The sequence below is a fragment of the Philodulcilactobacillus myokonensis genome, assembly GCF_027923585.1.
Classification (GTDB): domain Bacteria; phylum Bacillota; class Bacilli; order Lactobacillales; family Lactobacillaceae; genus Philodulcilactobacillus; species Philodulcilactobacillus myokonensis.
The window spans coordinates 89953-115209 of record NZ_BRPL01000002.1 but is presented as its reverse complement, the minus strand read 5'-3'; the positions used below and the strand labels follow the sequence as shown (position 1 = coordinate 115209).

Here is a 25257-nt window from a genome sequence, read left to right as displayed (position 1 = left end):
GTTGGATAATAAAAATCCACCAAATTAACCTTGGTGGATTAAATTTTATTATCTTCGATTTTGATGAAGCACAAGGATATGATTAGTAATATCTTGAATTGTGATTTCATCCATTTTCCGTTCGGCAGCTCTTTGAATTTCATCATACTCTTGATTCAATACTGATTGAATATTACCGCCGACGATGCATTTCACATTTGTTTTAGGATCAATGTGAAGTAAAGGAGCGTGGCCTAGGGCATCATAAACATCCAGGATACTAATTTGAGTAGCCGGCTTTGCTAATGATAATCCAGATTTACCAGGATGACTATTTAACAATCCTGCCTTTGATAACAATGAAATTAATTGTCTTACTAAGCTCGGATTAGTTTCGATACTGGAAGCAATCGCCCGGCTTGAAAGGTCGCCATCCTTAAAAACTTGGACATAGGTTAGGATATGAATTGCATCACTTAATTTGTGTGAATACTTCATGATTAAACACCCGATTTATTTTAAAATTTGTTTTAATTCATCTTTTAATGATGGTAATGGGTGTCCTAAAACATGTTCTAGATCATCACTAGTTTTAGCTAATTCGCCATTTCTGATCAATTCTTGAATTGATGTGACAATTTTAGCAACATTACTATCCATGCCTGCTTTTTTCATTACCGATTCATATTGATCGAGGTTAAGTGATTGAACATCGAATTGTTTACCGGAAACCTTAGCAACCGACTGGGCTAGTTCATGATACGTATGGCCTTTTCCAGAAAATTCATAAACGGATTTGGGTTGATCGAATGTCAATACCTTAGCAGCTGCTTTAGCATAATCAGCTTCCAATGCCCATCCCACTTTTTGATCACCAGCAGCATAAATAAATGGATGGCCATGCAATGCTGGTTGAATGGTTGCCATTTCATTTTGTAAGTACCAGTTATTCCTTAAAAAGGCATGCTGAATATGATGATCCTTAATTAATTTTTCAGTTGCTTGATGGTCTGATGATAGACCAGATTGAGCTTCATCGGCATGCGGAAAACTAGTATATGCAATGAATTTAACATTAGCTTGATCAGCAGCCTGAACAATATTTTGATGTTGCGTTAATCGAGCGACTTTTTGGCCGGGTAATGATGAAATGAATAGTAATTTATCAACACCTGCTAATGATGATTTTAATTCATCCGGTTTAGTATAATCGCCAGGCCTAATATCAACATTATGGGATAATTCATGCTTAGCTTTATCAATATTTCTAGCTAAAGCAATGACTTGGTCGTCATCAGATATTAATTTCAATAATTCATTAACGGCAGTTTGACCGAATTTACCGGTGGCACCAGTTACTGCATATTTCATTACAAAACTCCTTTTTGATTAAATTGTTATTTATAAATTAACATGTTGTTAATAAATATACAAGTATAAAATAAAAAAGGGCAAAGAAACTAATCTTCGCCTTTAATGTGATATAGCTGCATAATTATATATGCAATTTTTATAATATCTTAAAAATACTTATGTTTCAATAGTTTCCTTCTAAAAAATGATTAAAAAATGCAATCTTTAATATATTTTTAAACTAATTAATTGTAAGTTGTGTTAATTATTATTAATATATTTATAAATACTTTAAAAATAAGGGAGTGGAATGATGCATATTAGAATTAAATGGTTTTTAGTCAGTATCATCGTGTTATCAATTGGGACGCTTAGTGCCTGTTCTAACAGTAATACGACTGAAGTAAAATCCGGTTATAAACCATCAGTTAAATTGTCATCTAGCTATCATAATTCCAATTCGACTTCAAAAGCAGCCGATAAGGGAACTTTAAATCTAGCCGAATTTAATAATTCACCATTTACTGGTGTTGCCGATCCCATTTTTCAATCAATGCAGGAAGATATCGACATGTTCGCTCCCGGTAATGGTGGTAGCACCAGCATTCTAACGACTGGCAATGCCAATAATTTATTTAACGTTGATCACAATAATCAAATTATCAATGGCGGATTAGCAAATCTCAAATTAGATAAAAAAGATAAGTCAGCTACAATCACTGCTAGATCAAATGCTAAGTGGTCAAATGGCATGCCATTAACCGCCAAGGATATTGAATACGCTTATGAAGTTTTAGCAAATAAGGATAGTAACACCCCTGAATTTAACCAGGATATGGAAGATATCAAAGGATTAAAAGCTTATCATGAAGGTAAAGCAAGCAGCATCAGTGGAATTACATTTCCAAATGGTCAGAATGGTAAAAAAGTGGTCTTACACTTTGAACACTTTGCCCCATCACTAAAGTATAGTGGCAATACAATCATGTGGGATACCGCCGAACCATATGAATATGAAAAGAATGTTCCCATTTCTAAATTGCCTAAGTCAAGTCAAGTTAGAAGCCACCCCATTTTTGTGGGTCCTTATAAGCTAAGTAAGATTGTTAACGGCGAATCAACCAGCTGGGTTCCAAATCCATACTATTATGGTAAGAAACCGCAGATTCAACATATCAATATTCAAGTCGTTGCTAATAATGACTTTACTTCTGCCTTAAGATCTAAAAAATATGATTTTCCAATCAGCATTAATAGTTCCGAAAATCAGGAATACCCACAAGTTAAAAACTTAAATGATTATACTGAAGTTGGTGATATGGGAACCATGTACCATTACCTAGCTTTCAGCGTTGGTCATGCTGATTCAAAGACCCAAAAGAATATCATGGACAAGAATTCAAAAATGGGCAATGTCAATTTAAGACAAGCCATGATGTATGCTTTAGATCAAGGTGCTTTAGCTAAAAAATTTGGTTACGGATTAAGTTGGTATCCCAATACCCTCATTTCACCGTATTATGGTAAATACTATAATAGTAAGACCCCACGCTACACTTATGACATGAGTAAAGCGAAGAAACTTTTAGATGAAGCTGGTTATAAATACCATGGTAAATGGCGAACTCAACCAAATGGTAAGCCATTAACCGTTAACTTCGCTGGTGAACAAGGAACGCCGGTTCAAGATGCTAGATACAATTACTATATTCAGCAATGGCGTAAATTAGGCATCAATGCTCAATTAATTGGCGGTAAACCAATGGAAATGAACAAGATGTACTCGACTTTAGAGAACCCCAACCAAAAGCAAATTGACATTTGGTACGGGTCATTTACAGTAATGCCTGAGCCAACACCAACCCAGTTGTATGGTGAAAATTCAGGATTCAACATGGGTCATTTTGCAAGTCAACGGAATAATGAATTGTTAAATAATATGAACAATAATCAATCTTGGAATAATGATTATCGGGTTAAACAGTTCAAAGACTGGCAAACATATTTTGCTAGCCAAGCTGCTTACGTTCCAAATGAAATGAGTATGAACTGGGTTCCATTGAATAAACGAATTAAGGGATATGACCTATCACCAGACAATAACCAATTCTGGAGCAACTTATCACTAACTTCTGAAGATCGGCAATAAAATGCTTTCATTTCAAAGGTAAATCATTGATTAAAATTATCGTTATATTTAGGATAAGAAGTAGTCAATAGATGGAGGTGCATTTTAATGTCAGATAAATTAAGAACTGAAGCTGGCCAACCATGGGCGGATAATAATCATTCATTGACCGCCGGAAAACGTGGTCCAGTTTTAATGCAAGATTATCAACTATTAGAAAAATTAGCTCATTTTAACCGTGAACGAATTCCAGAAAGAGTTGTCCATGCTAAAGGAGCAGGTGCTAAGGGTGTCTTCACATTAACCCATGATATGAGCAAGTACACTAAAGCCGATTTATTTAATGGCAAAGGTAAAAAGACACCAATGTTCATTCGTTTTTCACAAGTTGCTGGTGAAGCCGGATATCCTGATACATTACGTGATGTCCGTGGTTTCGCAATGAAATTCTATACCCAGGATGGTAACTATGACATTGTCGGTAATAATACACCGGTCTTCTTTGTCAACGATCCACTTAAGTTCCCTGACTTTATTCATTCACAGAAGCGTGATCCAAAGACCCATTTAAGAAGTCAAGATATGCAATGGGATTTCTGGTCTCACTCTCCTGAATCTGTTCACCAAGTTACCTATTTAATGGGTGACCGTGGTAATCCAGCAAGTTATGCTACCATGAATGGATATGGGAGTCATACTTTCAAATGGGTCAATGCTAAAGGCCAAGTCTATTGGGTTAAATATCATTTCATCAGTGAACAGGGCGTTAAGAATATGTCTGAACACACTGCTTCAATGACAGCCAGCAAGGACACCGATTACTTAATTCATGATTTATTTGATCGAATTGAACAAAAACACTATCCAAAGTGGAAAGTTTGCGTTCAAATTATTCCATATGAAGAAGGATTACACTACAAGCGCGATATCTTTGATGTCACTAAAGTTGTTAGCAAAAAGGATTATCCATTACACCAGATTGGTGAATTTGTATTAAATGAAAATCCCGAAAACTACTTTGATGACGTTGAAGAAGCCGCATTCTCACCTGCTAACATGGTCCCTGGAATTGAACCATCTCCAGATAAGTTATTACAAGGTCGCCTTTTTGCATATAAAGATGCTGAAAGGTACCGTTTAGGAGCTAACTATGAATCACTTCCAATTAACCGACCACTTCATAAACCCAAGAATTATGAACGTGACGGATTTATGGCTCAAGGTCAGGATAGTTCTGTTAACTATGAACCCAATGGTGAAAATGGACCGAAAGAAGACCCACATGCTAAGATTAAGCCATACGATGTAAGCGGCAAAGCTGATAGCTATGATACTTATGCTCCAGACTACTACTCAGCTGCCGGTGCATTGTACCGAGTTTATTCACCAGCGGAACGTGACCGTTTGATTGAAACCATAAAAGGCACTTTAGGTACCGTTAAGAGTCATGAAAACAAAGTTCTAGAAACCAGACAATTTTATAACGCTGACCATGAATATGGTGAACGGGTTGCTAAAGCTTTAGGATTAAAGATGGACGAAATTAAGACTAAGTAATTAAAAAATAATTAAATAAAAAGGGCCAATGCTAATTAATTTAGCATTGGTCCTTTTTACTGTTTCTAAAGTCTAAATAGGCCATTAATGAAACCACTACAATAATTCCAAATATGTCTCACAGTAATCACCACCATATCTTTCGATTTATTAAGAATTTAATCTGTTTCTATCTATATTATAAACATATATAATAATATATGCAGCCTCATAAAGGAGTGATTACTATTGAATTTTTCTGATAAGCTCAAATTTCTAAGAAAACAGAATCAATTTACACAGAAAAATCTAGCTGATCAATTACATGTATCTAGAAAAACTGTGTCTAGTTGGGAAAGTGGCCGTAATTATCCAGATATCAAAACCATTGTTAAAATTAGTACAATTTATGATATTCCAATTGATCGATTACTAAAAGATAATAATATTGTCAATTACTATGACGATAAAATTCACAAGGGTAAGACTCATGAGAAGCTGCAAAAAATTTTCTTCTACCTTACCTCAATCATAATATTTTTTGGTTATATTGAACTATATGAGCCGGATGGATTTCATATTCCGCTCATTGGCGGATTAGTAATCATTAATGCCATCATTATTAATATTTTTGTGTTAAGGCAACATTTTTTTCAAAATAAAAATACAACCATCACTTTACTATTATTATTCACAATTATCTTGATTTTCAATGTTATCTTTGGAATTCCCAAAAAGTTTTTAGATATTTTACTAACCAATCGAAATAATGATGATTTTATTCTGGGTTCCATTTCAGGTCGATTACTTTTTATTTTATCAATTACAATTTGTACAACGATTGAAATTGTTTGGATTTATCTTAAATATCAGTTTATTAAAAACCGCCGATTAAAAAAGTAAAGCCATTTTCAAGTCAATAAAGCTTAATTTTAAAAAATTAAAACATTGATTTAATGCTGTTATGGCGGTGTCTACATATTGCAGACATGTATTATCTTTCAATTAATGAATTTAATGATATTATTAACTCGAATATAAAATTTACAAACAGGGAGAAGTAAATTTTATATTCCAAATCAATATCATAATTGTAAAGCCGTAGAATGTATTTATTGATGATTATGAAAACACCTTAATTTTTATTGACAATATACAATATTCATCTCCCTCCTCTTGAATATTCAATTTAGCCGGTTGAATATCAATTAATTCACCTTTAAAAAAGTAAAACTCAAAAAGAGTTTTACTTTTTTATTTCTTGTAGCAAAAATAAGCAAATAAATCATTATAAAAGTGATTTATTATTTATTTTAATATAATAAACTTAATATCTTTTATATCTCCTCAGTAGCAAAAATGCTTCCAACATATTTAAATGAAATACATTTTGAATTTCAACACTTTGCTGACGGCTAAGTGGATATTTACTTACGACCTGATCAATAATCGAACGGCTTTTAGGATTATTCAAAATAATACGATTGCGTTTTAATGCATAGTGAACCGTCATAAATGCAGAAATCAAGAATAAAACAGCCAATAGAATTGCAAACATTCCCATTAAATTGCTAAACATGTGAATCATCTCGTTTCATCAGTAATTATTATAATTATAACAAAAAATAAGCATGCATAAATTAGATTTATGCATGCTTATCATTTATTACTTTACCTGTTTAACTTGTTGCATTACTTTTGGCATTAATTGAGCAGCCGCTTTTTGTTGAACTTGTTGTTTAAATTCAGCCTGAAGCTGTTTCATTAATTTAGCCTTTTGCTGAGCTGGCATTTGCGGATTCTTTTGCATTGCCTGCATCATTTTAGCTTGAATAAAACTTTGGGCCTGCCTTTGCATCTGCATTTTAGCCTGTGGCGAACTCATTTGAGCTTTCATGTTACTTTGTTCTTGTTTCATAATTTTAGGTAGTGCCTTCGCTTGTTTAGCAGATAAGACTAGCCAATTCTTGGGAACGTAAAAATCATTGACGGTCTTATCAGTATTAGCCTTTTGCGCTAAATCAAACATTAATTTAGCACTATGAGACTTATACTCCCATCTTGTTTTGGTCGTAACCATCTTAGGAGATTTTACACTACTATTTTGATGAATATGATTAATAACACTAGTATCTGGATTAGTATGGCTCGTCTTCTTTTGATCATCGTGGTTTTTATAGATCACCACTTGATACTTTTTAGCAGCACTGGAAGTTCCGACTGGTTGATAAATCAACATTTTCATTTGTTTAGATGGTGAAACTGAAGCTAACTGCTCAGTCTTCGTTTGGTTTACCCGATGCATTCCATAATGATCATTAAAGTTCATAATTGAAAGTACAACGGCTCCTAATAAAAGCAAACTTGTAATTGTGGAAGCAACAATGTGAAAAGTTCGATTCTTAATTAAATTCCATGATAAGAAATATAGAATTGCAATGATAATTAATAGGTAGATGATCATTTAGAAGCCACCTCCTTTGCATTATCCTGACTAAACCCTTTTCCTTTCCTTAGGAAGAATGCACTAATAATTCCAACTAATGCAAATAATGCGGCCACTAAGAATGCAGCATGATAACCACTTAGAACTGCGTTAATCATGCCGTTCTTATAAGATAGTGGATTAGTTGTTAACAAGTGCTTAACTGGTTTAGCATCATTAGTTGTATTAGATAAAACGGAAGTCAAAACGGCAGTTGCAATTGAACTAGCAACCTGTCTAACCGTATTATTAGCTGAAGTTCCGTGATTAATCAAATGATTTGGTAATGAGTTCATACTGTAAGTTGTAATTGGCATCATGGTCATGGCAATTCCAACGGATCGAATTGCATATAGAACGACAATGTAGATTACTGGCGTATCCTTAGTTAAGTAAATAAACGGAATGGTGCCAATTCCTAAAATTAAGAAACCACTAATAACTAAGTTCTTAGCACCAAATTTATCAAAAATCTGACCGGTAAATGGACTAAGAATACCAATCATCAATGCTCCGGCTAGTAGTGTTAAACCAGAATGGAAAGCAGAATCGCCACGAACAGTTTGTAAGTACAATGGTAATACCATTTCGAAACCAACCATGGACATCATTGCTAATGAACCAATGATGGTTCCAATACTAAATTGTGGTGATTTAAAGACTTTCAAATCAACTAGTGGATCTGAAACTGTAAGGTCTCGCCAGATAAAGAAGCCAACAAAGATAAATCCAATTAACAATGAAATTAAAACGGTTGAACTTCCCCATCCATCGTTACCAACTGATGAGAATCCATATAAAAGAACCCCAAAACCAATTGTTGATAGAATGGCTGAGAAGTAGTCAACGCTGAGCTTTTCGGTTGGCAAAACTGGTTTAATAAATTTCAATCCTAAAAGAATGACAATAATCAATGGAATAATGTTCATTCCAAATAAATCACGCCAACTGGCATTATCAACAATCCAACCGGATAATGTCGGGCCAATTGCTGGAGCTAATCCAATTACTAAACCGGATAACCCCATTGAAGCACCACGTTTATCAGGTGGAAAAATGTATAACATAATGGTCTGAAGTAGTGGCATTCCTAATCCGGCACTAACGGCTTGGATAATTCTAGCGGTCAATAAGACGCCAAAACTAGTTGATGTATAAGCAATGATTGTTCCAATTAGGAAAATTACCAAAGACATCAGATACAACCACTTGGTATTGATCCGTCGAATTAACCAGGCAGATAATGGAATCATAATTCCATTAACCATTAAAAATGCACTGGTTAACCATTGGACAGTTGAAGTATTAATATTAAAATATTTCATTAAGTCTGGATAAGCAGTTGCCAAAACGGTTTCGTTCAAAATTTCGAAGAACGTTCCGACTAATAATAGTAAGATAAACGCAAATCGATTATATGACTTACCATTTTGATCAACGGTAACGTTATTTTGTGCCATTAATAAACCCCTCTCTTTACGTATTAATAATAAGTGCTGATTATTAATATAATACAGTCATTAATTATTGTCAATAAATTTGACATGCTTTTTAAATATTATATAATTAATTCATAATATGTAAAATGATTATTTAAAATATAACAAAAATGAAGGAAGTGAAGGATTTGGAAAAATCGGATCAAATTGAGGACTTAAACCGAAGAATGCGGCAAATTTTTAAAAGTGAATCCATGCTGATGAACGTTGGCGACATTGCCAAGAATACGGGGTTAACACCTAGTCAGATTCGTTACTGGGAAAAATGTGGGTATATTAAATCCAAAAGTGTTTTAAAAAATAAGACTCATAAATATACCACCGGAACGTATTTAAAAATAAAATTAATTAAATCGTATTTAGATTCGGGCTTCACATTAACTGTAGCTGCCAAAAAGGCTTCCATCATGGATAAATTCAAGAACCTTGTTAGGAAAACCATTGGTGGTCGGATGATTGAAATGAACATTATTGATAACTATCCGGCCCTAAATTTCGGTAAAGTTGATGAACACCATCAAATTTGGTTCATTGTTAAAAAAGACCGGGTTGATGCTAAAATCATTGATACTAAAATCAAAAAATAAATCATAATAAGAATACTTTCATTTAACATAAAATCAAAAAGAATCGTAATTTATTAATGAAATAAAATTACGATTCTTTTATTTTTTATAACATATTTTTATTTTAATGTTTTTGTAAATCAATATATAATATTATGTATTAATCAGTGAATGTTTATATTATCTACTGATCAAAATAAACATAATAAGGATTAAAGTCATGAATAATATTTCAGAAAAAATAATAACACTAAGAAAAAATAATAACATAACACAAGCACAACTAGCTAAACAGTTACATGTATCTAGAAAGACGATTTCTAACTGGGAAAATGATAGAGGAAAGCCAGATATTCAATCATTAAATATGATTTGTGATATCTACAAAGTGCCATTAAGTTTTTTTATAGAGCCTCCAACAAAAAAGAATAAAAATAATTACGTAAAAAATATCAAATCAAAGAAAACTCTATTAAATTATTCCTACTATTTTAATATTATATTAACTATAGCTAGCATATGTAATACGTTTCTTATTGGATCTAATCATTTAGCATTTGTAACTCCACTATTAATAATTAATTTATGTATATTTTTTATATTTTTTAAAGATTTAAAAGAAAAAGTAAGAAACAATAAATTAAAAATTATTATTATTTCTTTAATTTTATTATTTATTACATTTTTTCTAGAATTAGGTATTTCTCAAAGCGTTACCCAGATTAATTTAGAAATAATATTTGGAATAATGGTTCATTCGATATCATTAACTATAGGTTTTGATGTTATCTTTTTTACGTACAATTAATATATAACATTAAATTGAGAAAAAAGGGTTACATTTTAGAATGTAACCCTTAAAAGCTTGATATAATGGTATTTTTAATATAATTTAAAAATATAAATTAAAAAGGGGGTGCGTTAAGTTATGAATAAAAATTCACATTATATTTGTAAAATTTCAATTGTATATTTTTCTCTAATTTCTTTAATTCTATTATTAAATATTATTCATAAATCATTATTCAATTCTGTTAGCAATTATTACAATAATATTATTATTATTATAAATTATCTTTTTACATTTACATATTTATATTATTTAAATCAAAAAGTGATAAATCAAAAAATTCTTTTAATAAATATAAAGAAATATCTAAGTATATTATTACTAATAATATTTTTTACGTTATTTACAATATATAAATCAGTTTTATTTAATTGGGTTGGAACTTTATCTATAAGAGATTTAGAAATGTCAGTAGGTGCAGGCATTCTAGAAGAATATGTATTCAGAGGAATTATATTATTATTATTTTTAAAAATGTTTAATAGTAAGAATAATAATATTAGAACAAATTGTTTCTTATCTATTATTTCTAGCAGCCTGTTATTCAGTTTTTTACATATTTTAAATATTATAACAATAAGTCAAAATATTATAATTACATTAGTACAGATAATGTTTACAATCTCAATTGGAATAATAAATTCAACTGTTTATCTAAAAACTTTTAATTTACTTGTTCCTGTAATCATGCATATTTTATGGGATTTAATGAGTTCTACTAAACTGTTAAATCAAAATTATACTTTTAATGAATTAATATTCATACTAATTTTTCTAATCATAATCAGTATATTTATGTCATTACTTACATTAAAGAAAAAATCTACAAAAAAGATTACAAAAAAATTTAGGATAAGAACGAAATCTTGATATATATTTTTTCATAAAAACAAAGTACTATTATATTAAATTAATTATTTTTCCATGTCCCTGGATTTAAAACATCTTTTGTCCGGTGATGATTTAAAAGGTCATGATAAATTTGAGATTTAACACTCAAGAAATGGGCTCGTTGTTGAGCTGCTTTTAATTGTTGATCAACCTTAATTCTTAATTGATCGATAATTTGAGCTCGTTCACTCACGGTTGAATTGCCCTTTAAGCAGAGTTTAACGTAATACCTCAATTCTCTAATCGACATCCCTGCTGCTCGCATCCGATGGTCACCAATCAGCCAGTTCAGCGATGCTTGATCAAACAACCGGTGGTGATTAGCATCCCTTTTTACACTTGGCACTAATCCTTGGTCGGTATAATACCTAATCGTATTTTCATTCATGCCAACTTTTTTAGCAGCTTCCTTAATTTCTAACAAAAAAATCACCCCTTATTACTTGCCTTCATGTTACATGAAGGTATTATGATAAACAAGCAATCAGGATAAGGGAGGTTTTATTATGGTAAACATTCCAAATGTTAAGTTAAATAACGACGTTTTAATGCCTCAAGAAGGTTTCGGCGTCTACCAAATTCCAGATTACGAACAATGCAAACAAGCGGTTAAAGATGCTTTGGCTGCTGGTTATCGCGCAATTGATACTGCCCAAATTTACCAAAATGAGCAAGCCGTTGGCGATGCCATTAAAGAAAGCAATGTTGCCCGAAAGGATATCTTTTTAACTACCAAAGTCTGGGTCTCAAATTTTGGTAAGGGAACCACTGCTAAGTCAATTCACACTTCAATGAACAAATTAGGAACTAACTACCTTGATTTAGTTATTTTACACCAACATTTTGGTGATTATTACGGTGCATACCAAGATTTAGAACAGTTATATGGTGAAAACAAAATTAGAGCCATTGGCGTTTCGAATTTTAACGCAAGTGCCTATAATGATTTTGTTAAAAAAGTTCAAGTCATCCCGGCCATTAATCAGGTTGAAACCCACGTTTTCAATCAGCAGACCGATTTAATTCAAGCCATGAAAAAATACGGCACCCAGATTGAATCATGGGGTCCACTTGCTGAGGGTCATCACCATTTGTTTACTAATGATACCCTCGTATCAATTGGTAAAAATCACAATAAATCCGCAGCTCAAGTGGCACTGAGATTCTTAGTCCAAAATGGAATTGTTGTCATTCCTAAATCGGTTCATCCTGAAAGAATGAAGCAGAATCTTGCCATCTGGGATTTTGAATTAACAGATGATGAAATGAAACAAATTAAACAACTGAATACTAACAGAAGCATTTTCTTTTAACTAAATATTATAAATTGGAGGTTTTCTCATGACAAAGATTCCAAATGTTAAATTAAATAATGGCGTTTTAATGCCACAAGAGGGTTTTGGAGTTTTTCAAATTCCGGATTTTGATCAATGTAAACAAGCGGTTAAGGATGCTTTGAGTGCTGGCTACCGTGCCATTGATACCGCCCAAGCCTATCATAATGAAGAAGCAGTCGGTGACGCTATCCAAGAAAGCAATGTTGATCGAAAGGATATCTTTTTAACCACTAAGGTTTGGGTTTCAAACTTTGGTGATCACAAGACAGCTAAGTCAGTTGAAGCATCAATGAAGAAATTAAAAGTTGATTACCTTGATTTAGTCATTTTGCACCAACCATTCAGTGACTATTATGGTGCCTACCGTGATTTAGAAAAGTTATACCATGACGGTAAAATTAGAGCCATCGGGATTTCTAATTTTGATGCTGGCCGCTACGTTGACTTTGTTAATAACGTCAAAGTTACCCCGGCCATTAACCAAGTTGAAACCCACGTCTTTAATCAACAAACTGAAGACCGTAAGTGGATGAACAAATATGGTACCCAAATCGAATCATGGGGTCCATTTGCTGAAGGTAAAAACGGTCTCTTTACCAACCCCGTTTTAAAGGTCATTGGCGAAAAGCATGATAAATCAGCTGCTCAAATTGCATTAAAGTTCTTGGCTCAAAGTGGCGTTGTTATCATTCCTAAATCAACTCACATTGAAAGAATGAAACAAAATCTCGCCATCTGGGACTTTAAATTAAATGATGATGAAATGAATGCCATCAGAGGCTTAGACCTTAACAAGAGTCTTTTCTTGGATCATCATGCCCCAGAAACAGCTAATCAATTAAATCATTTACATTAATATTAAAAATAAGAAGCACTTTTTGGTGCTTCTTATTTTTTTACAAAACATTTATTTTAATTCATTTTGACAATCATTTCCGAAGATTATAAAATTAAAAGTAATCGAAGAGGTTGCAACAACCATCAGTAAGGCTTGCGAGTGACTGTAATCATTGAAGCAGCTTGAAAGGGGTTGTTGCCGAAGTGCTGAATTTTACAGGATTCAGTGTTCTGGGACGTGGTTCAACAAACTGCGGACTGTCACAAGTTAATCGCTTGTGGAGCGCTTGATCAACTATCAATTGACTCAAATTAATAATCATATTTGAGATGCTTTTGTTTGGCGAGCGCACCAAATGAAAGCATCTTTTTTATTCTATTAATCTAGTTAATTGAAACCGCTAACCCCCTTCGATCAGAATAAATAATTAGGGGTTTTTAGTTTATGGATATGACAAATAAGAAGAGAATTTCATTAGCCACGCTGGTATTAATGATTCTCTCAACTGCTTTTGGATTAGTTAATTCAACCAATGCATTCTATCAAATGGGATATGCAAGTATCATTTGGTACATCATTGGGGCATTAACCTTCTTTCTTCCATCATCACTGATGTTTGCTGAATATGGTTCAGCATTAAGTAAATATAATGGTGGAATGTATTCCTGGATGAAAGTGGCCGTTAACGAAAAATTTGCTTTCATCGGAACGTTCATTTGGCTATGTGCATGGGTCATGACATTGATTGACATTGCACCCAACCAGTGGATTACATTTTCAACCATGATCTTTGGTAAAGATGAGACGACCAGCTGGTCCATCTTTGGTTTAAATCCAACGGAAACGGTCGGGATTCTATCAATTGCGCTCATGGTAGTTTCCACCCTATTTGCCGTTAATGGCCTTAAATCAATTGAATGGATGGCAAGTGTCGGCGGAGTATTATCAATCATTGTTGTCGGATTATTTGCTGGATTATCAGTCATCATGATCTTTTTAAACCATGGTCAGTTAGCTCAACCGATTACAAGCTACAAGGACTTCTTGATTTCACCAAATCCGGCCTTCAAATCACCGGTTTCAATCATGTCATTTATTGTCTACGCCATTTTCGCGTATGCCGGGGTTGAATCAATCAGTGGGGTCATTGATAAGTTGCATAATCCCGCCAAAACTTTTCCACGTGGGGTCATGATTTCAACCGTCGTGATGACTATTTCTTACTCAGTCTGCATTTTTCTATGTGGATACAGTATTAATTGGAGTAAGACTTTAAGCGGCTCAAGCGTTACCTTAGGAAACGTTATGTTTGTCATCATGGGCAACCTTGGTTTTGCACTTGGTCATGCAATGGGATTGTCCGCTGGGATGACCAACGAATTAGGAATCTGGCTCGTTCGTTTTACCGGCTTTGCCACCTTCCTAAGTGGTGTTGGTGAAGTCTTTGTCTTACTGTACTCACCACTAAAGTCATTTATTTTAGGTTCATCCAAACGTTTGTGGCCGAAAAAGATTATTAAGTTAAACAAACACGGGATGCCCGCCAATGCAATGTGGATCCAATGTGCTGTCATGGTCTTCATTCTATTCTTCACTACTTTTGGTGGCTCTGGAGCTCAAAAGTTCTATACGATTTTGACCGATATGAATAATGTTTCCAGTTCATTCCAATACATTTTCATCGTTGGTGCCTTCCCAATGTTTAAGAAAATTAAAGACTTAAACCGTCCATTTAATTTCTATAACAAACCATGGAAGACATGGACTGGAACATCAATTGTCATGGCTGCATTGTTATTTGGAATTATCTTCAATTTCATCCAACCAATGATGCAGCATGATTATCAAACCACTTTCTGGACATTCTTTGGTCCGGTTCTATTTGGTGGCGGTTCATGGTTATTCTATGAAATCGATATTCACGTTCGAAAAATTCATCCAGATGAAGATGAAGCCATTTAAAAATAATGAATTTACACAAAATAAAAATGATCAGCAATCTGCTGGTCATTTTTTGTGTTTTATGAACGGATTCATGAAGAATATGACTAAAAAACTGATGCTGGTTTCTAAGTTAAGAGTGAACTGACTGCCAACGAACCCTAATGTGTATGCGGCAGAATAATTAGAGCTAGAAAGCACTGACGTAAGACTGGGGTCAAAATTATCAAAAAATAAATTAATTAACATTGCTAAAACAAAGGAACCAAATAATTCAAACAAATTCAATGGGCGTTTAAATCTCGAATTATTTTCAGAATGAATCATCATCACTAAAAGATTAATTATTAAAAAGATCGGAATAAATGCCGTGTGAGGCCGTACCTTTTGGAACATGTGAACATAGGTCAGAATCAACAAGATAATGTTTAAAACGTATGTAATTTTCAATATTTTTTGATTTTTAAGGTGGGTTTTATTTTCAGATTCATAATGCTGAATCAATAAATCATCATTTAACAAATCATCAGTTGAAACCTTAAATAATTGGCTCATTTTCATCACACTTTGGATATCTGGAAAACTGCGTTCGTTTTCCCAACCCGAGACTGTTTTTCTAGAAACATGTAGATAATTTGATAGATCCTGCTGGGTCATTTGATGTTTCTTTCGTAATTCAATAATATTTTTATAAATTTTAATGATGATCACTTCCCACCGAAAAGCATTGATATAAAAGCAATTGTAACGATTATAAGACAAGCATTTTTCACGATAATTATACTTGCTTAAAAGTTAAGACATTCCAAATATTGATTATTAATTGAGCTCATCGTTTAATAAAAAATGAAGAAAATTTAGTTTAACGATATCAAATGAAAGGAACCACTAAACGATGATTAAATTAATATTAGTTGTATTGTTTTTGCTATTCATGTTTGAATACTGCCTATTAAAAAGCATTCAAAAACATAATTATAAATTAGCATCCAGCGTAAGTCATATGACGATCCGCCTCCCCTACATTCAAGATCATCACTATGATAAAAACTCTAAGAAAGTATTTTGGATTGCTTACTGCTACAATATTAGTTGTCTTATCTTTTTAGGATTGCCGTTTGGCTTAATTGTTTTAGATTCATTATGGCTTGATGTTTACATTTTATCAATGATTACATTTACAGTCATTTTTACATGTTTCTATAAGGAACTAGGCCGGTACGCAATTAAAGACGAATAATGTATTATTAAGGGAGGACAACCGTGTTATTTTATATTGTCACGTTTTCATTATTATTAATTGTATTAATCGGTAGTTTTTTTGTTACTTACTTCACACTTAAAGGATCACAAAGCAAAAACAAGAATCACTTTGTTAGCATTTTCAACGAATACTTCTACTTCACAAACACAAATTATGAATCTAAAAGTGCTCTTTGGCTACTATATTTCCTATATGAAATTGGCATTATCATCGTAATTAATCCATTTGATAATCATGAATTAATCTTACTTGCATACTTCTTATTAATATCAGTAGTTTTCATCATTGGCTATCTTAAAAGGAAACATGTTTTAAACAATTCAGAAAAGATTAACGATGCAAGAAAAATTATTAATCATGTCCCTTCTTATCAGCATGAATTAATGATTATGACTAAATTTAAGTTAAATCAAAGAACCGCTAAAATTATGATTAATAAGGCAAATAAATCTAATTAACTTGGGGTTGATTCAATGTCATTGGGCGAATATTTAATTATTTGAATTGCAATTCCAGTCACAATTTCGCTTGTGGAAAAATATTATTCACTCAGACGAATTCAAAAGAAATACTATAAAAATGAAAACCATAGCTATATTCATTGGACAATCGGTCAAACGATTCCGTTGCCCCATATTTCAGATTGCCATTATGATAAACATTCCAGCAAGATTTTCTGGTTAGCGTATGGTTATAATATAGTGTCATGGTTTTCATAGATATTCCATTAATCGTTAGTTTGTTAACGCAGAAGCTAAGATGGCTTTGGTTATTCGTTCCACTCTTGGCAATTTTTTATATATTCTATTTAAAGTTTTCAACGTATGGTATTGAAGATTCAAATGGATTTAGATAATATCCTAATAAAACACTATTAAGATTCGGGTTGAATTACCATGATCAGCATGATTGGCTACACAGCCGTATCTAGTTTATACATTGGTGGGTGGAAATAAATAATGCATTTATTATATATAATTATATTATCTTTAACTTTGTTATCATATTTATATATTTTTTTAAAAGATTTTCATAAAGATAAAAAAGATATGTTAATAATATTTATACATTTTTTTGAATTCTTTCTAGTAATATCTTTAATTTTACAATCACTATAATTAATTAAATAAAAATGAAACAATCTAATTCACAAAGGAAGGATTAACATTTTTGCAGCTACTTTGGTCGCCATTTTACTAATCTGTGCTGTCATATTCGCATTTGTCAGCGAATATTTTGCACTAAAAGACAGCCAAAAGATGAATTATAAGCAGTACGTTCTAATCGGTTGGAAATCAACGACAGTACCGTTGCCACACGTTAGTGATCACCATTATGATAAACATTCTAGAAAAATATTCTGGATGGCTTATCTCTATAACATTTTTGCTCTAATTTCCATTGTCTTACCTTGTAGTGTTTTAATATATGCAAAAGTATTGTGGATCGTTGAATTTGGATTTCTGATTACGTTTTTATACTTACGGAACAGATTAAGTCAACACGCAATTCCAGATAAATAAGGATTAAAATAATACATATTTTAACCGACAATCCAATTAATTTTGGGTTGTCGGTTTTGTTTTCAAAAGATTAGTAAAAAATATTAATTAATTAAGAACAAAATGATATAATAAGTATAATTATAATTAAATTGACATTTTTTTTAGTATATTTTAAGCTAGAAATAATTTAATTTGTTGAGGGGAGATGAACAATCATGCCAAAACTACATCATAAGTTACAAAATTTGACCGATTATATTAATCAAGACTTACGATTAGCTGAAGCTGATTCGACTGATGACAATGCAGCGGTTGATTTAGCAACTGCTACCATTGGTGTTGCTTTAGGCGACATGGACAAGGCCTCCAGGATGCGGCCAATTGTCGATGCCAGCTTAGACAGTTATAACAACAAAAATCATAAGTATAATATGAAAGTTGCTATTTTTGTCAGTAAGCATAGCGTCATGTCAGATGATGACTATCTAAAGATCAAAGTTGGTTTAGGTACCATCGCTGACGATCAAAAGAAGGCGAAGGGTAAGTTACCATTGCCACGCCACAAATTTATGAATATTTTTTAAAAGAAAGAGGATTTAGAATATGAATAATCAGAAGGATGCAAACATATCGACCCTTAAATTAGTTCTGGTTATTATCGCAACCGAATTTGGTTTCAGTAATATTGTTACTGGATATAACCAAATGGGATATGCCAGTATCATTTGGTACGTACTCTGTGCAATCATCTATCTATTCCCATTAGCAATGATTTTTGCTGAATATAGTGGAGCAATTGAACAAGATCATGGTGGTTTTTACACCTGGTTAATTAATTCATTAGGAGAAAAATGGGCTTTTATTGGTACATTTTGTTGGGTTGGCCTATGGGTAATTAATCTATTGCAAAATGTTTCTGGACTTGGTGTTAACCTTTCTGGAGCTATTTTTGGAAAAGATATTAGTGAAACGTGGCATTTAGGCTCCTTAGATAGTAACGAAGTAGCCGCTTTAATGGGAATTGTATTTATTATTGCTGCTACATATTTTGCCACTAAGGGTGTTAAACAAATTGCAATGACCGCTACGATTGCTGGAGTTGTATCACTAAGTGTAATTGCTATTTTCATTCTAGCATCAGTTATTATTTTCTTTATTAATGGACATTTAGCACAACCGATCCACGGAATGAATACCTTTATTAAGTCACCGAACCCGGCCTTTCAATCACCGGTAGCCATCATGTCATTCATTATTTACGCAATGTTTGCCTTTGGTGGAATGGAATCATCTAGTGGTTTCATTGATAAGATGAAGAACCCACAAAGGGATTTCCCTAAAGCAATGATTTGGGTTGCCATCGTTATGACCACCCTTTATATCGTTGGAATCTTCGTTTGTGGACTTGCTACTAACTGGCTTAAAGTTATGGGTAATCCAAACGTTAACCTATACAATAATGGTTTCTACTTAATGGGTAACTTAGGAGTTGGCTTAGCCCATGCATTTGGCTGGTCAACTGCTACTGGTGAAATCATTAGTGGTACCTTAGTTAGAGTTCTATCAATTGGATCATTACTTCCATTAATTGGTTTAGTTGTTGTATTGATTTATTCACCAGTTAAAGGTTTAATCGCTGGTTCTTCTAAGGATCTATGGCCAAAGAAAATTGCTAAATTCAATAAACACGATATGCCAGCCGGTGCGATGTGGGTTGAATGTGGTGTTATCGTGGTTGCTTTAATCTTCATTTCATTAACTGGTAATAGTGGTCAGCAGTTCTACCAAATCATTACCGATATGGGTAATATTGGTTCTGTCTTCCCATACTACTTCGTTGTAATTGGTTTCATCTTCTTCAAGAAGCGAACTGATTTAAAGCGTGGCGTTGTCTTCTTCCACAGCATGGGAACCACATACTTAGCAACCATCGTGCTATTGATTGCAATGACTTTTGCGGTTTTGATGAACTTAATTTCACCACTAATGTCTCATCAATATTCCACTGCATTCTGGACCTTTGCTGGACCAGTATTATTCGTATTAGTTTCAATTCTAATGTACTACGTTGGAATTCATCACCGTGCTAAACGAATGATCATTGATAACGAAGACTACGAACAAAATAATTAATTATTTTATTTAAAACGTAATTAAGTACAAAAATAGTTCAATCCAAAATTGGATTGAACTATTTTTTAGTTTTAAGATAAAATCATGCTTAATTTTTAATCAAATTAAATATCCAGAACGGCATTGCAATTGCGTCACTCACAATTAATGGTAAGAATAAATACAGTCTTACTGACAACAAATTTCCACCCTTAATGAATACAAAGAAGAAAATTGCCAACAATGAAACGATTAAACCAATCACTGGAATATCATAGGCAACATAGTTTAATAATATTTTTTTCATATCTTTAATTGTCATTACAAACACCTCAATATATTCATGATTTATGAACATGATAGGTCTTATTAAAGTAAAAACAAGGATAACGCTCAATAACGATATACTTGTTTCTTTTTATATTCGATAATTTATTCGCCGTATACTTTCTTAGCAATACCAAATGCTGACCAAGCTTTTGGCCAACCGACGTAAAATGATAGGTGGGTAATCATTTCAGAAATCTCTTCTTTAATAATGCCATTCTTTTTCCCCATTTTCAAATGGGCTTCAAGCTGGGCAAAATTACCGCTAGAAATAATTGCTGAAATCGTAATCATGCTTCGGTCACGTGCTGATAATTGATCAGTTCTTGACCAAACCTGTCCGAATAAAACATCATCATTTAATTCTGCAAATTTTGGTGCAAATTTTCCTAAATTCTTACGACCTGCTGTTTGTTTAGCCATTATTTATCTTCCTTTCCCTGTTGAAATGCTTTTTGAAATTGATCATCAGAGACCGGTTCTAACCATTCTGGAGTTCCAGCAGTGATGGCAACATGTGAGAACCAGCTATCAGGAGTGGCACCATGCCAATGTTTAACACCATCATGCGTCACAACGACATCCTCCGGTTTTAACAACTGGGCTCTTTTACCTTCTTCTTGGTATAATCCTTCACCACCGGTTACCAATAAAATTTGGTAACCATTGTGGTGAATATGCCAATTATTTCGGCATCCGGGTTCAAAAGTAACGTTTCCAACGCCAACATTGACTTCTTTTTCAGGACTAACCAGGCCCTTTAAATAGCTTTGACCGGTAAAGTACTTAGCAAAAGCATCATTTTTTTGTCCACGTCCAAAAATAATTCCGTTCTTTACATTTTCATTTTTAGCCATTTTGAATTACTCCTTTGATCTAAGCCGTTTTAAATAATCGCCAAAACTTTCCGAAATCGTGTGTTTTAACTTGCCATCATACCAATCAATCTTTTTCGATAGAACTCCCAAATGAACTTTCATCTCTTCAATTTGGGATAAACTTCTTGCTTGAACATCTTTTAGAAGCTGCTTTCGTTTAGGAATGGAGGAATCACCAGCAGCACGTAATTTTACGTACTCAGTAATTTCATTCATTGACATCCCGGTTCCCTTCAGATGTAAAAGAAAACCGATCCATTTAATATCATCATCGGTATAATAACGACGGTCATTAGCATCACGTTGCGGAATAATTAAGTGTTTCTTTTCATAATATCTTAGCGTATAGGTTGTTAATCCAACCTGATTTGCAAATTCGCCAATGGAATATTTTTTCATGAAAAAACTCCTTTAAAATAAAACATCAATTGATTACTTAATAAGTTAGCACTTAGAGTCCACTCTAAGTCAAATATAAAACAAAAAAATTTATATAATAAAAGGCAGACATTTTTGAATTTAATGTCTGCTTTTTTCGTTTACTATTTATCAAGTCTACTTAGATTAAATATGATGCTTTTGATCAAATTTTTTGCCAAATACATAGTACAAATAGAAGATAACTAAGGCTATCACAGTAAGACATGAAGCAGACGTTGCAGTAAGTGGTTTTCCAATATTACGATTGGCGCTTTTTAACATATTAGCAGCGCTTAAGAAATTTAAAAATAATTGATTAAACATAGAATTGCCTTCTTTAATTATGAATGACATAATTATCAAGAACCAGTGAGTTAAATCATTTTCATCATTTATTCATATATATATATCCTAATCTTTTTAACACCAATAATCCTAATTAAAACACTTAACATTTATCAGCTTATTCAAAGAAAAAACCTAATTCCGATATTCAATCGGGATTAGGTTTTAAATTTTTAAATTGCACTCTATTTATATTTTTAACTAATTTTTGCAATCATGAATGCCGCAATCATAATCATGATCAATCCAACAAGGGTAAATGTTAATTCTTGATGGGTCTTATGTTCATGTAAAATAACAATCGCACCAATGGTTGAAACAACAACATTTAATTGGGTTAATGGGAATGAAGTTGCCACTCCGTTTAGTTTCAATGAAGTTAAATAGGCAAGGGTTCCTAATCCACCTAAAAGACCAATGGTAATACTTTCCTTAGTCCATTTATCATACCAAATCGGTTTAGCAGCTGCACCATTAGATGATCCACTAACATTAGAATTACGGTGATTCATAATTGCAGCTAGAACCACACCACCGAAGAACATGCCAAGGGTCTGTGGTAATAGGCCGGTCATCCCACTAGCATTCGGAATTCTTGGAAAAACGGAGCAGGCCGTGTACCCAAATGAACCAATTAATAACATCAACATTCCCTTTTTATAATTCATCTTTTTCTTGGGTGCACTATTCTGATTTCGTTTACTACGAAGGCTGGTAAATGTAATTCCAACAATCAATAGGACGATGCTTAAAAATCCAATCAATTTTGATTGACCACTAGCCCATTCACCCCAGAAAATGACACCGGATAATGGGATTTCAATTAATTGCAGGCCAGTTGAAACTGGCATGGCGGTTGAAACATCCATTTCGACGAAGGAAGTGAACTGCATTAATTGAGCAATTGACCATAAAGCTCCACCTAAGAAACACCAGAAGAAAGCGCTCAAAGTCATCTCTGGTCTAAAAATCAAATATAGGATTACTCCGACGATCATTTGACCATAACCGGTTCCTAATAACTGGTTAATTGGTTTTCCACCAACGATGGTGGCAATAATTGGACCAGCACCCCAAACTAGCGCCGGAAATAACGCGATTAAAATATTCATAAAAATATACTCCTTAATTTAAAATTATGTAACTATATTGTACTTAAAAATGACTACTGATAGTAAATAGAAAGCTTGATTAAAATACAGTAAAAAATAAAGCTTAATTTTTGGGATTAAGTCTTATTTTTTATTTGGTACCTTTCAAAAAATCTTAATCAATCTTAGAAATCATAAATGCAGCAATGATTAGAAGAGCTAAGCCAATGAATGTAAATGTTAGTTCCTTTCTAGTCTTGTGTTCATGTAAAATCACAATTCCACCAAGGGTTGAAATAACGACACTTAGTTGAGTTAATGGAAATGAGGTTGCAACTCCAATTGATTTCAATGAAGTTAAGTAAGCAAGTGTTCCTAATCCACCTAATAGACCAACGATGATACTGCCAAGGGTTCTTTTATTTAACCAGATTGCTTTTGTCGGAACCGTTGCGACATGGTGTCTCCGATCACTATTACTCATGATTGGTGTTAGTGCAACGGCGCCTAAAAATTGGCCAAATGTCTGTGGGAGTAAGCTAGCAACTCCACTAGCATCTGGAATTCTTGGAAAAACGGAGAATGCAGTGTAACCAAGTGAACCGATGAGTAGTAATGCTAATCCGGCTTTATAGTTCATTTTCTTAGTAACATGTTCTTTATTACCTTTACTACGAATTCCGGTTAAGATAATTCCAATTATCAATAGTAAAATGCTTGAAAATCCAATTAACTTGGCTTTACCGCCAGCCCATTCACCCCAGAAAATAACTCCGGCTAATGGGATTTCAATTAATTGGAGTCCGGTTGAAATTGGCATGGCAGTGGAGACGTCCAAATCAGTAAATGAAGTAAATTGCATTAATTGAGCGATTGCCCATAAGAATCCACCAATAAAACACCAGAAGAATCCACTCAACGAAATGGATGGGTGAAACATGAAGAATAATGCCAATCCACTAATAACTTCACCATAACAAGTTCCAAGGAGCTGATTAATTGGCCGGCCACCAACTTTGCTTACGATTAGTGGACCAACACCCCAGGTAAGGGCTGGCACTAATGCAATCAAAATATTCATAATAACTTCCTCCTTACATTAACTTCCTAAGATATCAACACATTCTAATTACTCATCACTATAACTTTATAATACTATATTTAGCGTCAAAATGTAAGCGCAATCATTTATAAATTTAAAGCGCTATCATTTTGAACATGATGCATTTTTTATAAAAAAAGACGTGAGTCACTTTTATGACCCACGTCCAATCATATTTTAAGATGAAAATATTATTTAATAACCACTTTTGTTCCGTATGGAACATATTGATTAATCCATTTAGCATCTGGAATTGCTAATCGAATGCAGCCATGTGAATGGGCCGTTTTACCCAGTTGATTAGCTTCTGAAACAACGTACTTACCATGTTTATTAGTTGGAACGGTGTGGAATAGATAGATGCCATGATCCTTCCAAGAAGTCCAGTATCTAGCACCTTCTTTAGATGCAGCGTTGTAGAAGAACTTGCCACGTTCTGCTTGGATATGATAGGTTCCCAGTGGGGTTGAATTATGAATGCCAGTCGATGCATACATCGTATAGAGAACCTGATTTTGTTTACTCATGACATAGACTTTTTGATTCTTAATGGAAACCTTCAACCACCGTTTTAAATTTGGTTTCATGGATGGATAGGGTTTATTTTCAGATGGCTTCCGCCAATTAATTAATTTTTTAGTTGTTTGTTTAGTTTGCTTAGTCGTTGTAACATGGTGATTACTACTAGCTTTTTGGTTGCTAGAACAGCCAACACTAATAAAGGCAATTACAGCGATAAAAGCTAATAGAGTAATTTTAGAAAACTTTTTCAAATTCAAATCTCCTTTAAATATTTTATCATAGCTACAT

At 33.2% G+C, this 25257-nt stretch carries 29 protein-coding genes and 1 riboswitch; of the genes, 14 read left to right on the top strand and 15 right to left on the bottom strand.

Features of this window, described 5'->3' with window-relative positions; all coding sequences use genetic code 11:
• Window positions 1-48 precede the first annotated feature (48 nt).
• Complete coding sequence (locus WR164_RS00565) at window positions 49-477, bottom strand: Rrf2 family transcriptional regulator (RefSeq protein WP_286135597.1); 429 nt, start codon at window positions 475-477, stop codon at window positions 49-51.
• A 15-nt stretch (window positions 478-492) separates the two neighbouring features.
• Window positions 493-1350, bottom strand: a complete 858-nt coding sequence (locus tag WR164_RS00560) for an SDR family oxidoreductase (RefSeq protein WP_286135596.1) — start codon at window positions 1348-1350, stop codon at window positions 493-495.
• A gap of 292 nt (window positions 1351-1642) precedes the next feature.
• Here WR164_RS00560 and WR164_RS00555 point away from each other — a divergent pair, with 292 nt between their 5' ends.
• From WR164_RS00555 to WR164_RS00545, 3 genes are all read left to right on the top strand, one after another.
• A complete protein-coding gene (locus tag WR164_RS00555; protein WP_286135595.1) occupies window positions 1643-3481 on the top strand; it encodes an ABC transporter substrate-binding protein in 1839 nt (612 codons plus the stop codon).
• An 87-nt stretch (window positions 3482-3568) separates the two neighbouring features.
• Window positions 3569-5017, top strand: coding sequence for a catalase (locus tag WR164_RS00550; RefSeq protein WP_286135594.1), 1449 nt, complete (start codon window positions 3569-3571; stop codon window positions 5015-5017).
• Between the two features lie 228 nt (window positions 5018-5245).
• Complete coding sequence (locus tag WR164_RS00545; protein WP_286135592.1) at window positions 5246-5899, top strand: helix-turn-helix domain-containing protein; 654 nt, start codon at window positions 5246-5248, stop codon at window positions 5897-5899.
• Between the two features lie 424 nt (window positions 5900-6323).
• Here the strand turns inward: WR164_RS00545 and WR164_RS00540 are convergent, their stop codons facing one another.
• The 3 genes from WR164_RS00540 to WR164_RS00530 all read right to left on the bottom strand — a co-directional run bounded on the left by WR164_RS00540 (window position 6324) and on the right by WR164_RS00530 (window position 8941).
• Window positions 6324-6575, bottom strand: coding sequence for a hypothetical protein (locus WR164_RS00540; RefSeq protein WP_286135591.1), 252 nt, complete (start codon window positions 6573-6575; stop codon window positions 6324-6326).
• 87 nt (window positions 6576-6662) lie between these two features.
• Window positions 6663-7460: a DUF4811 domain-containing protein gene (locus WR164_RS00535; RefSeq protein ID WP_286135590.1), complete on the bottom strand. Its 798-nt coding sequence runs from the start codon at window positions 7458-7460 to the stop codon at window positions 6663-6665.
• Window positions 7457-8941 carry an MDR family MFS transporter gene (locus tag WR164_RS00530; RefSeq protein WP_286135589.1) on the bottom strand — a complete coding sequence of 495 codons (1485 nt, stop codon included), beginning with the start codon at window positions 8939-8941 and terminating at the stop codon, window positions 7457-7459. Before WR164_RS00530 ends, WR164_RS00535 begins: the two co-directional genes overlap by 4 nt.
• A gap of 167 nt (window positions 8942-9108) precedes the next feature.
• On the opposite strand from WR164_RS00530, the gene WR164_RS00525 reads away from it, so the two are divergent.
• From WR164_RS00525 to WR164_RS08405, 3 genes are all read left to right on the top strand, one after another.
• Complete coding sequence (locus tag WR164_RS00525; RefSeq protein ID WP_286135588.1) at window positions 9109-9567, top strand: MerR family transcriptional regulator; 459 nt, start codon at window positions 9109-9111, stop codon at window positions 9565-9567.
• A gap of 199 nt (window positions 9568-9766) precedes the next feature.
• Window positions 9767-10354: a helix-turn-helix domain-containing protein gene (locus WR164_RS00520; RefSeq protein ID WP_286135586.1), complete on the top strand. Its 588-nt coding sequence runs from the start codon at window positions 9767-9769 to the stop codon at window positions 10352-10354.
• A 120-nt stretch (window positions 10355-10474) separates the two neighbouring features.
• The gene (locus tag WR164_RS08405) at window positions 10475-11266 is read left to right on the top strand and encodes a CPBP family glutamic-type intramembrane protease (protein ID WP_373876889.1); all 792 of its coding nucleotides are present in this window, start codon (window positions 10475-10477) and stop codon (window positions 11264-11266) included.
• 40 nt (window positions 11267-11306) lie between these two features.
• On the opposite strand, the gene WR164_RS00515 is transcribed toward WR164_RS08405, so the two are convergent.
• Window positions 11307-11711, bottom strand: coding sequence for a MerR family transcriptional regulator (locus tag WR164_RS00515; protein WP_286135585.1), 405 nt, complete (start codon window positions 11709-11711; stop codon window positions 11307-11309).
• Between the two features lie 91 nt (window positions 11712-11802).
• On the opposite strand from WR164_RS00515, the gene WR164_RS00510 reads away from it, so the two are divergent.
• From WR164_RS00510 to yjeM (WR164_RS00500), 3 genes are all read left to right on the top strand, one after another.
• Window positions 11803-12600 (top strand): aldo/keto reductase, encoded by a 798-nt coding sequence (locus WR164_RS00510; RefSeq protein ID WP_373876915.1) that lies wholly within the window; start codon window positions 11803-11805, stop codon window positions 12598-12600.
• 37 nt (window positions 12601-12637) lie between these two features.
• The gene (locus WR164_RS00505; RefSeq protein WP_286136865.1) at window positions 12638-13480 is read left to right on the top strand and encodes an aldo/keto reductase; all 843 of its coding nucleotides are present in this window, start codon (window positions 12638-12640) and stop codon (window positions 13478-13480) included.
• A 99-nt stretch (window positions 13481-13579) separates the two neighbouring features.
• Window positions 13580-13758, top strand: a riboswitch (Lysine riboswitch).
• A gap of 148 nt (window positions 13759-13906) precedes the next feature.
• Window positions 13907-15424 carry a glutamate/gamma-aminobutyrate family transporter YjeM gene (gene yjeM, locus WR164_RS00500; protein WP_286135583.1) on the top strand — a complete coding sequence of 506 codons (1518 nt, stop codon included), beginning with the start codon at window positions 13907-13909 and terminating at the stop codon, window positions 15422-15424.
• Between the two features lie 45 nt (window positions 15425-15469).
• Here yjeM (WR164_RS00500) and WR164_RS00495 read toward each other — a convergent pair whose 3' ends face one another.
• On the bottom strand, window positions 15470-16114 hold the full coding sequence (locus tag WR164_RS00495) for a helix-turn-helix transcriptional regulator (RefSeq protein ID WP_286135582.1): 645 nt from the start codon (window positions 16112-16114) through the stop codon (window positions 15470-15472).
• 184 nt (window positions 16115-16298) lie between these two features.
• On the opposite strand from WR164_RS00495, the gene WR164_RS00490 reads away from it, so the two are divergent.
• The 5 genes from WR164_RS00490 to yjeM (WR164_RS00470) all read left to right on the top strand — a co-directional run bounded on the left by WR164_RS00490 (window position 16299) and on the right by yjeM (WR164_RS00470) (window position 20305).
• Complete coding sequence (locus tag WR164_RS00490; RefSeq protein ID WP_286135580.1) at window positions 16299-16643, top strand: hypothetical protein; 345 nt, start codon at window positions 16299-16301, stop codon at window positions 16641-16643.
• Between the two features lie 23 nt (window positions 16644-16666).
• On the top strand, window positions 16667-17125 hold the full coding sequence (locus WR164_RS00485; protein ID WP_286135579.1) for a hypothetical protein: 459 nt from the start codon (window positions 16667-16669) through the stop codon (window positions 17123-17125).
• Window positions 17126-17926: 801 nt separating this feature from the next.
• Window positions 17927-18190, top strand: coding sequence for a hypothetical protein (locus tag WR164_RS00480; protein ID WP_286135577.1), 264 nt, complete (start codon window positions 17927-17929; stop codon window positions 18188-18190).
• Between the two features lie 197 nt (window positions 18191-18387).
• Window positions 18388-18756 (top strand): hypothetical protein, encoded by a 369-nt coding sequence (locus WR164_RS00475; protein WP_286135576.1) that lies wholly within the window; start codon window positions 18388-18390, stop codon window positions 18754-18756.
• 19 nt (window positions 18757-18775) lie between these two features.
• Window positions 18776-20305 (top strand): glutamate/gamma-aminobutyrate family transporter YjeM, encoded by a 1530-nt coding sequence (gene yjeM / locus WR164_RS00470; RefSeq protein ID WP_286135575.1) that lies wholly within the window; start codon window positions 18776-18778, stop codon window positions 20303-20305.
• A gap of 88 nt (window positions 20306-20393) precedes the next feature.
• On the opposite strand, the gene WR164_RS00465 is transcribed toward yjeM (WR164_RS00470), so the two are convergent.
• The 8 genes from WR164_RS00465 to WR164_RS00430 all read right to left on the bottom strand — a co-directional run bounded on the left by WR164_RS00465 (window position 20394) and on the right by WR164_RS00430 (window position 25220).
• The gene (locus tag WR164_RS00465) at window positions 20394-20606 is read right to left on the bottom strand and encodes a hypothetical protein (RefSeq protein ID WP_286135574.1); all 213 of its coding nucleotides are present in this window, start codon (window positions 20604-20606) and stop codon (window positions 20394-20396) included.
• Between the two features lie 110 nt (window positions 20607-20716).
• Window positions 20717-21037 carry a carboxymuconolactone decarboxylase family protein gene (locus WR164_RS00460; protein WP_286136864.1) on the bottom strand — a complete coding sequence of 107 codons (321 nt, stop codon included), beginning with the start codon at window positions 21035-21037 and terminating at the stop codon, window positions 20717-20719.
• The gene (locus tag WR164_RS00455; RefSeq protein ID WP_286135573.1) at window positions 21034-21468 is read right to left on the bottom strand and encodes a cupin domain-containing protein; all 435 of its coding nucleotides are present in this window, start codon (window positions 21466-21468) and stop codon (window positions 21034-21036) included. Before WR164_RS00455 ends, WR164_RS00460 begins: the two co-directional genes overlap by 4 nt.
• 6 nt (window positions 21469-21474) lie before the next feature.
• Complete coding sequence (locus tag WR164_RS00450; protein ID WP_286135572.1) at window positions 21475-21888, bottom strand: MerR family transcriptional regulator; 414 nt, start codon at window positions 21886-21888, stop codon at window positions 21475-21477.
• A 165-nt stretch (window positions 21889-22053) separates the two neighbouring features.
• Window positions 22054-22233, bottom strand: coding sequence for a hypothetical protein (locus tag WR164_RS00445; RefSeq protein WP_286135571.1), 180 nt, complete (start codon window positions 22231-22233; stop codon window positions 22054-22056).
• A gap of 218 nt (window positions 22234-22451) precedes the next feature.
• On the bottom strand, window positions 22452-23366 hold the full coding sequence (locus WR164_RS00440; RefSeq protein ID WP_286135570.1) for a GRP family sugar transporter: 915 nt from the start codon (window positions 23364-23366) through the stop codon (window positions 22452-22454).
• 154 nt (window positions 23367-23520) lie between these two features.
• On the bottom strand, window positions 23521-24426 hold the full coding sequence (locus tag WR164_RS00435) for a GRP family sugar transporter (RefSeq protein WP_286135569.1): 906 nt from the start codon (window positions 24424-24426) through the stop codon (window positions 23521-23523).
• A 212-nt stretch (window positions 24427-24638) separates the two neighbouring features.
• A complete protein-coding gene (locus WR164_RS00430) occupies window positions 24639-25220 on the bottom strand; it encodes a L,D-transpeptidase (protein WP_286135567.1) in 582 nt (193 codons plus the stop codon).
• Between the last annotated feature and the right edge of the window lie 37 nt (window positions 25221-25257).

Coding starts and splice junctions, on each gene's coding strand:
- WR164_RS00565 (WP_286135597.1), bottom strand. CDS start 477: ATGAAGTATTCACACAAATTAAGTGATGCAATTCATATCCTAACCTAT.
- WR164_RS00560 (WP_286135596.1), bottom strand. CDS start 1,350: ATGAAATATGCAGTAACTGGTGCCACCGGTAAATTCGGTCAAACTGCC.
- WR164_RS00555 (WP_286135595.1), top strand. CDS start 1,643: ATGATGCATATTAGAATTAAATGGTTTTTAGTCAGTATCATCGTGTTA.
- WR164_RS00550 (WP_286135594.1), top strand. CDS start 3,569: ATGTCAGATAAATTAAGAACTGAAGCTGGCCAACCATGGGCGGATAAT.
- WR164_RS00540 (WP_286135591.1), bottom strand. CDS start 6,575: ATGTTTAGCAATTTAATGGGAATGTTTGCAATTCTATTGGCTGTTTTA.
- WR164_RS00535 (WP_286135590.1), bottom strand. CDS start 7,460: ATGATCATCTACCTATTAATTATCATTGCAATTCTATATTTCTTATCA.
- WR164_RS00530 (WP_286135589.1), bottom strand. CDS start 8,941: ATGGCACAAAATAACGTTACCGTTGATCAAAATGGTAAGTCATATAAT.
- WR164_RS00520 (WP_286135586.1), top strand. CDS start 9,767: ATGAATAATATTTCAGAAAAAATAATAACACTAAGAAAAAATAATAAC.
- WR164_RS08405 (WP_373876889.1), top strand. CDS start 10,475: ATGAATAAAAATTCACATTATATTTGTAAAATTTCAATTGTATATTTT.
- yjeM (WP_286135583.1), top strand. CDS start 13,907: ATGGATATGACAAATAAGAAGAGAATTTCATTAGCCACGCTGGTATTA.
- WR164_RS00490 (WP_286135580.1), top strand. CDS start 16,299: ATGATTAAATTAATATTAGTTGTATTGTTTTTGCTATTCATGTTTGAA.
- WR164_RS00480 (WP_286135577.1), top strand. CDS start 17,927: ATGAATTATAAGCAGTACGTTCTAATCGGTTGGAAATCAACGACAGTA.
- WR164_RS00475 (WP_286135576.1), top strand. CDS start 18,388: ATGCCAAAACTACATCATAAGTTACAAAATTTGACCGATTATATTAAT.
- yjeM (WP_286135575.1), top strand. CDS start 18,776: ATGAATAATCAGAAGGATGCAAACATATCGACCCTTAAATTAGTTCTG.
- WR164_RS00465 (WP_286135574.1), bottom strand. CDS start 20,606: ATGACAATTAAAGATATGAAAAAAATATTATTAAACTATGTTGCCTAT.
- WR164_RS00455 (WP_286135573.1), bottom strand. CDS start 21,468: ATGGCTAAAAATGAAAATGTAAAGAACGGAATTATTTTTGGACGTGGA.
- WR164_RS00450 (WP_286135572.1), bottom strand. CDS start 21,888: ATGAAAAAATATTCCATTGGCGAATTTGCAAATCAGGTTGGATTAACA.
- WR164_RS00445 (WP_286135571.1), bottom strand. CDS start 22,233: ATGTTTAATCAATTATTTTTAAATTTCTTAAGCGCTGCTAATATGTTA.
- WR164_RS00440 (WP_286135570.1), bottom strand. CDS start 23,366: ATGAATATTTTAATCGCGTTATTTCCGGCGCTAGTTTGGGGTGCTGGT.
- WR164_RS00435 (WP_286135569.1), bottom strand. CDS start 24,426: ATGAATATTTTGATTGCATTAGTGCCAGCCCTTACCTGGGGTGTTGGT.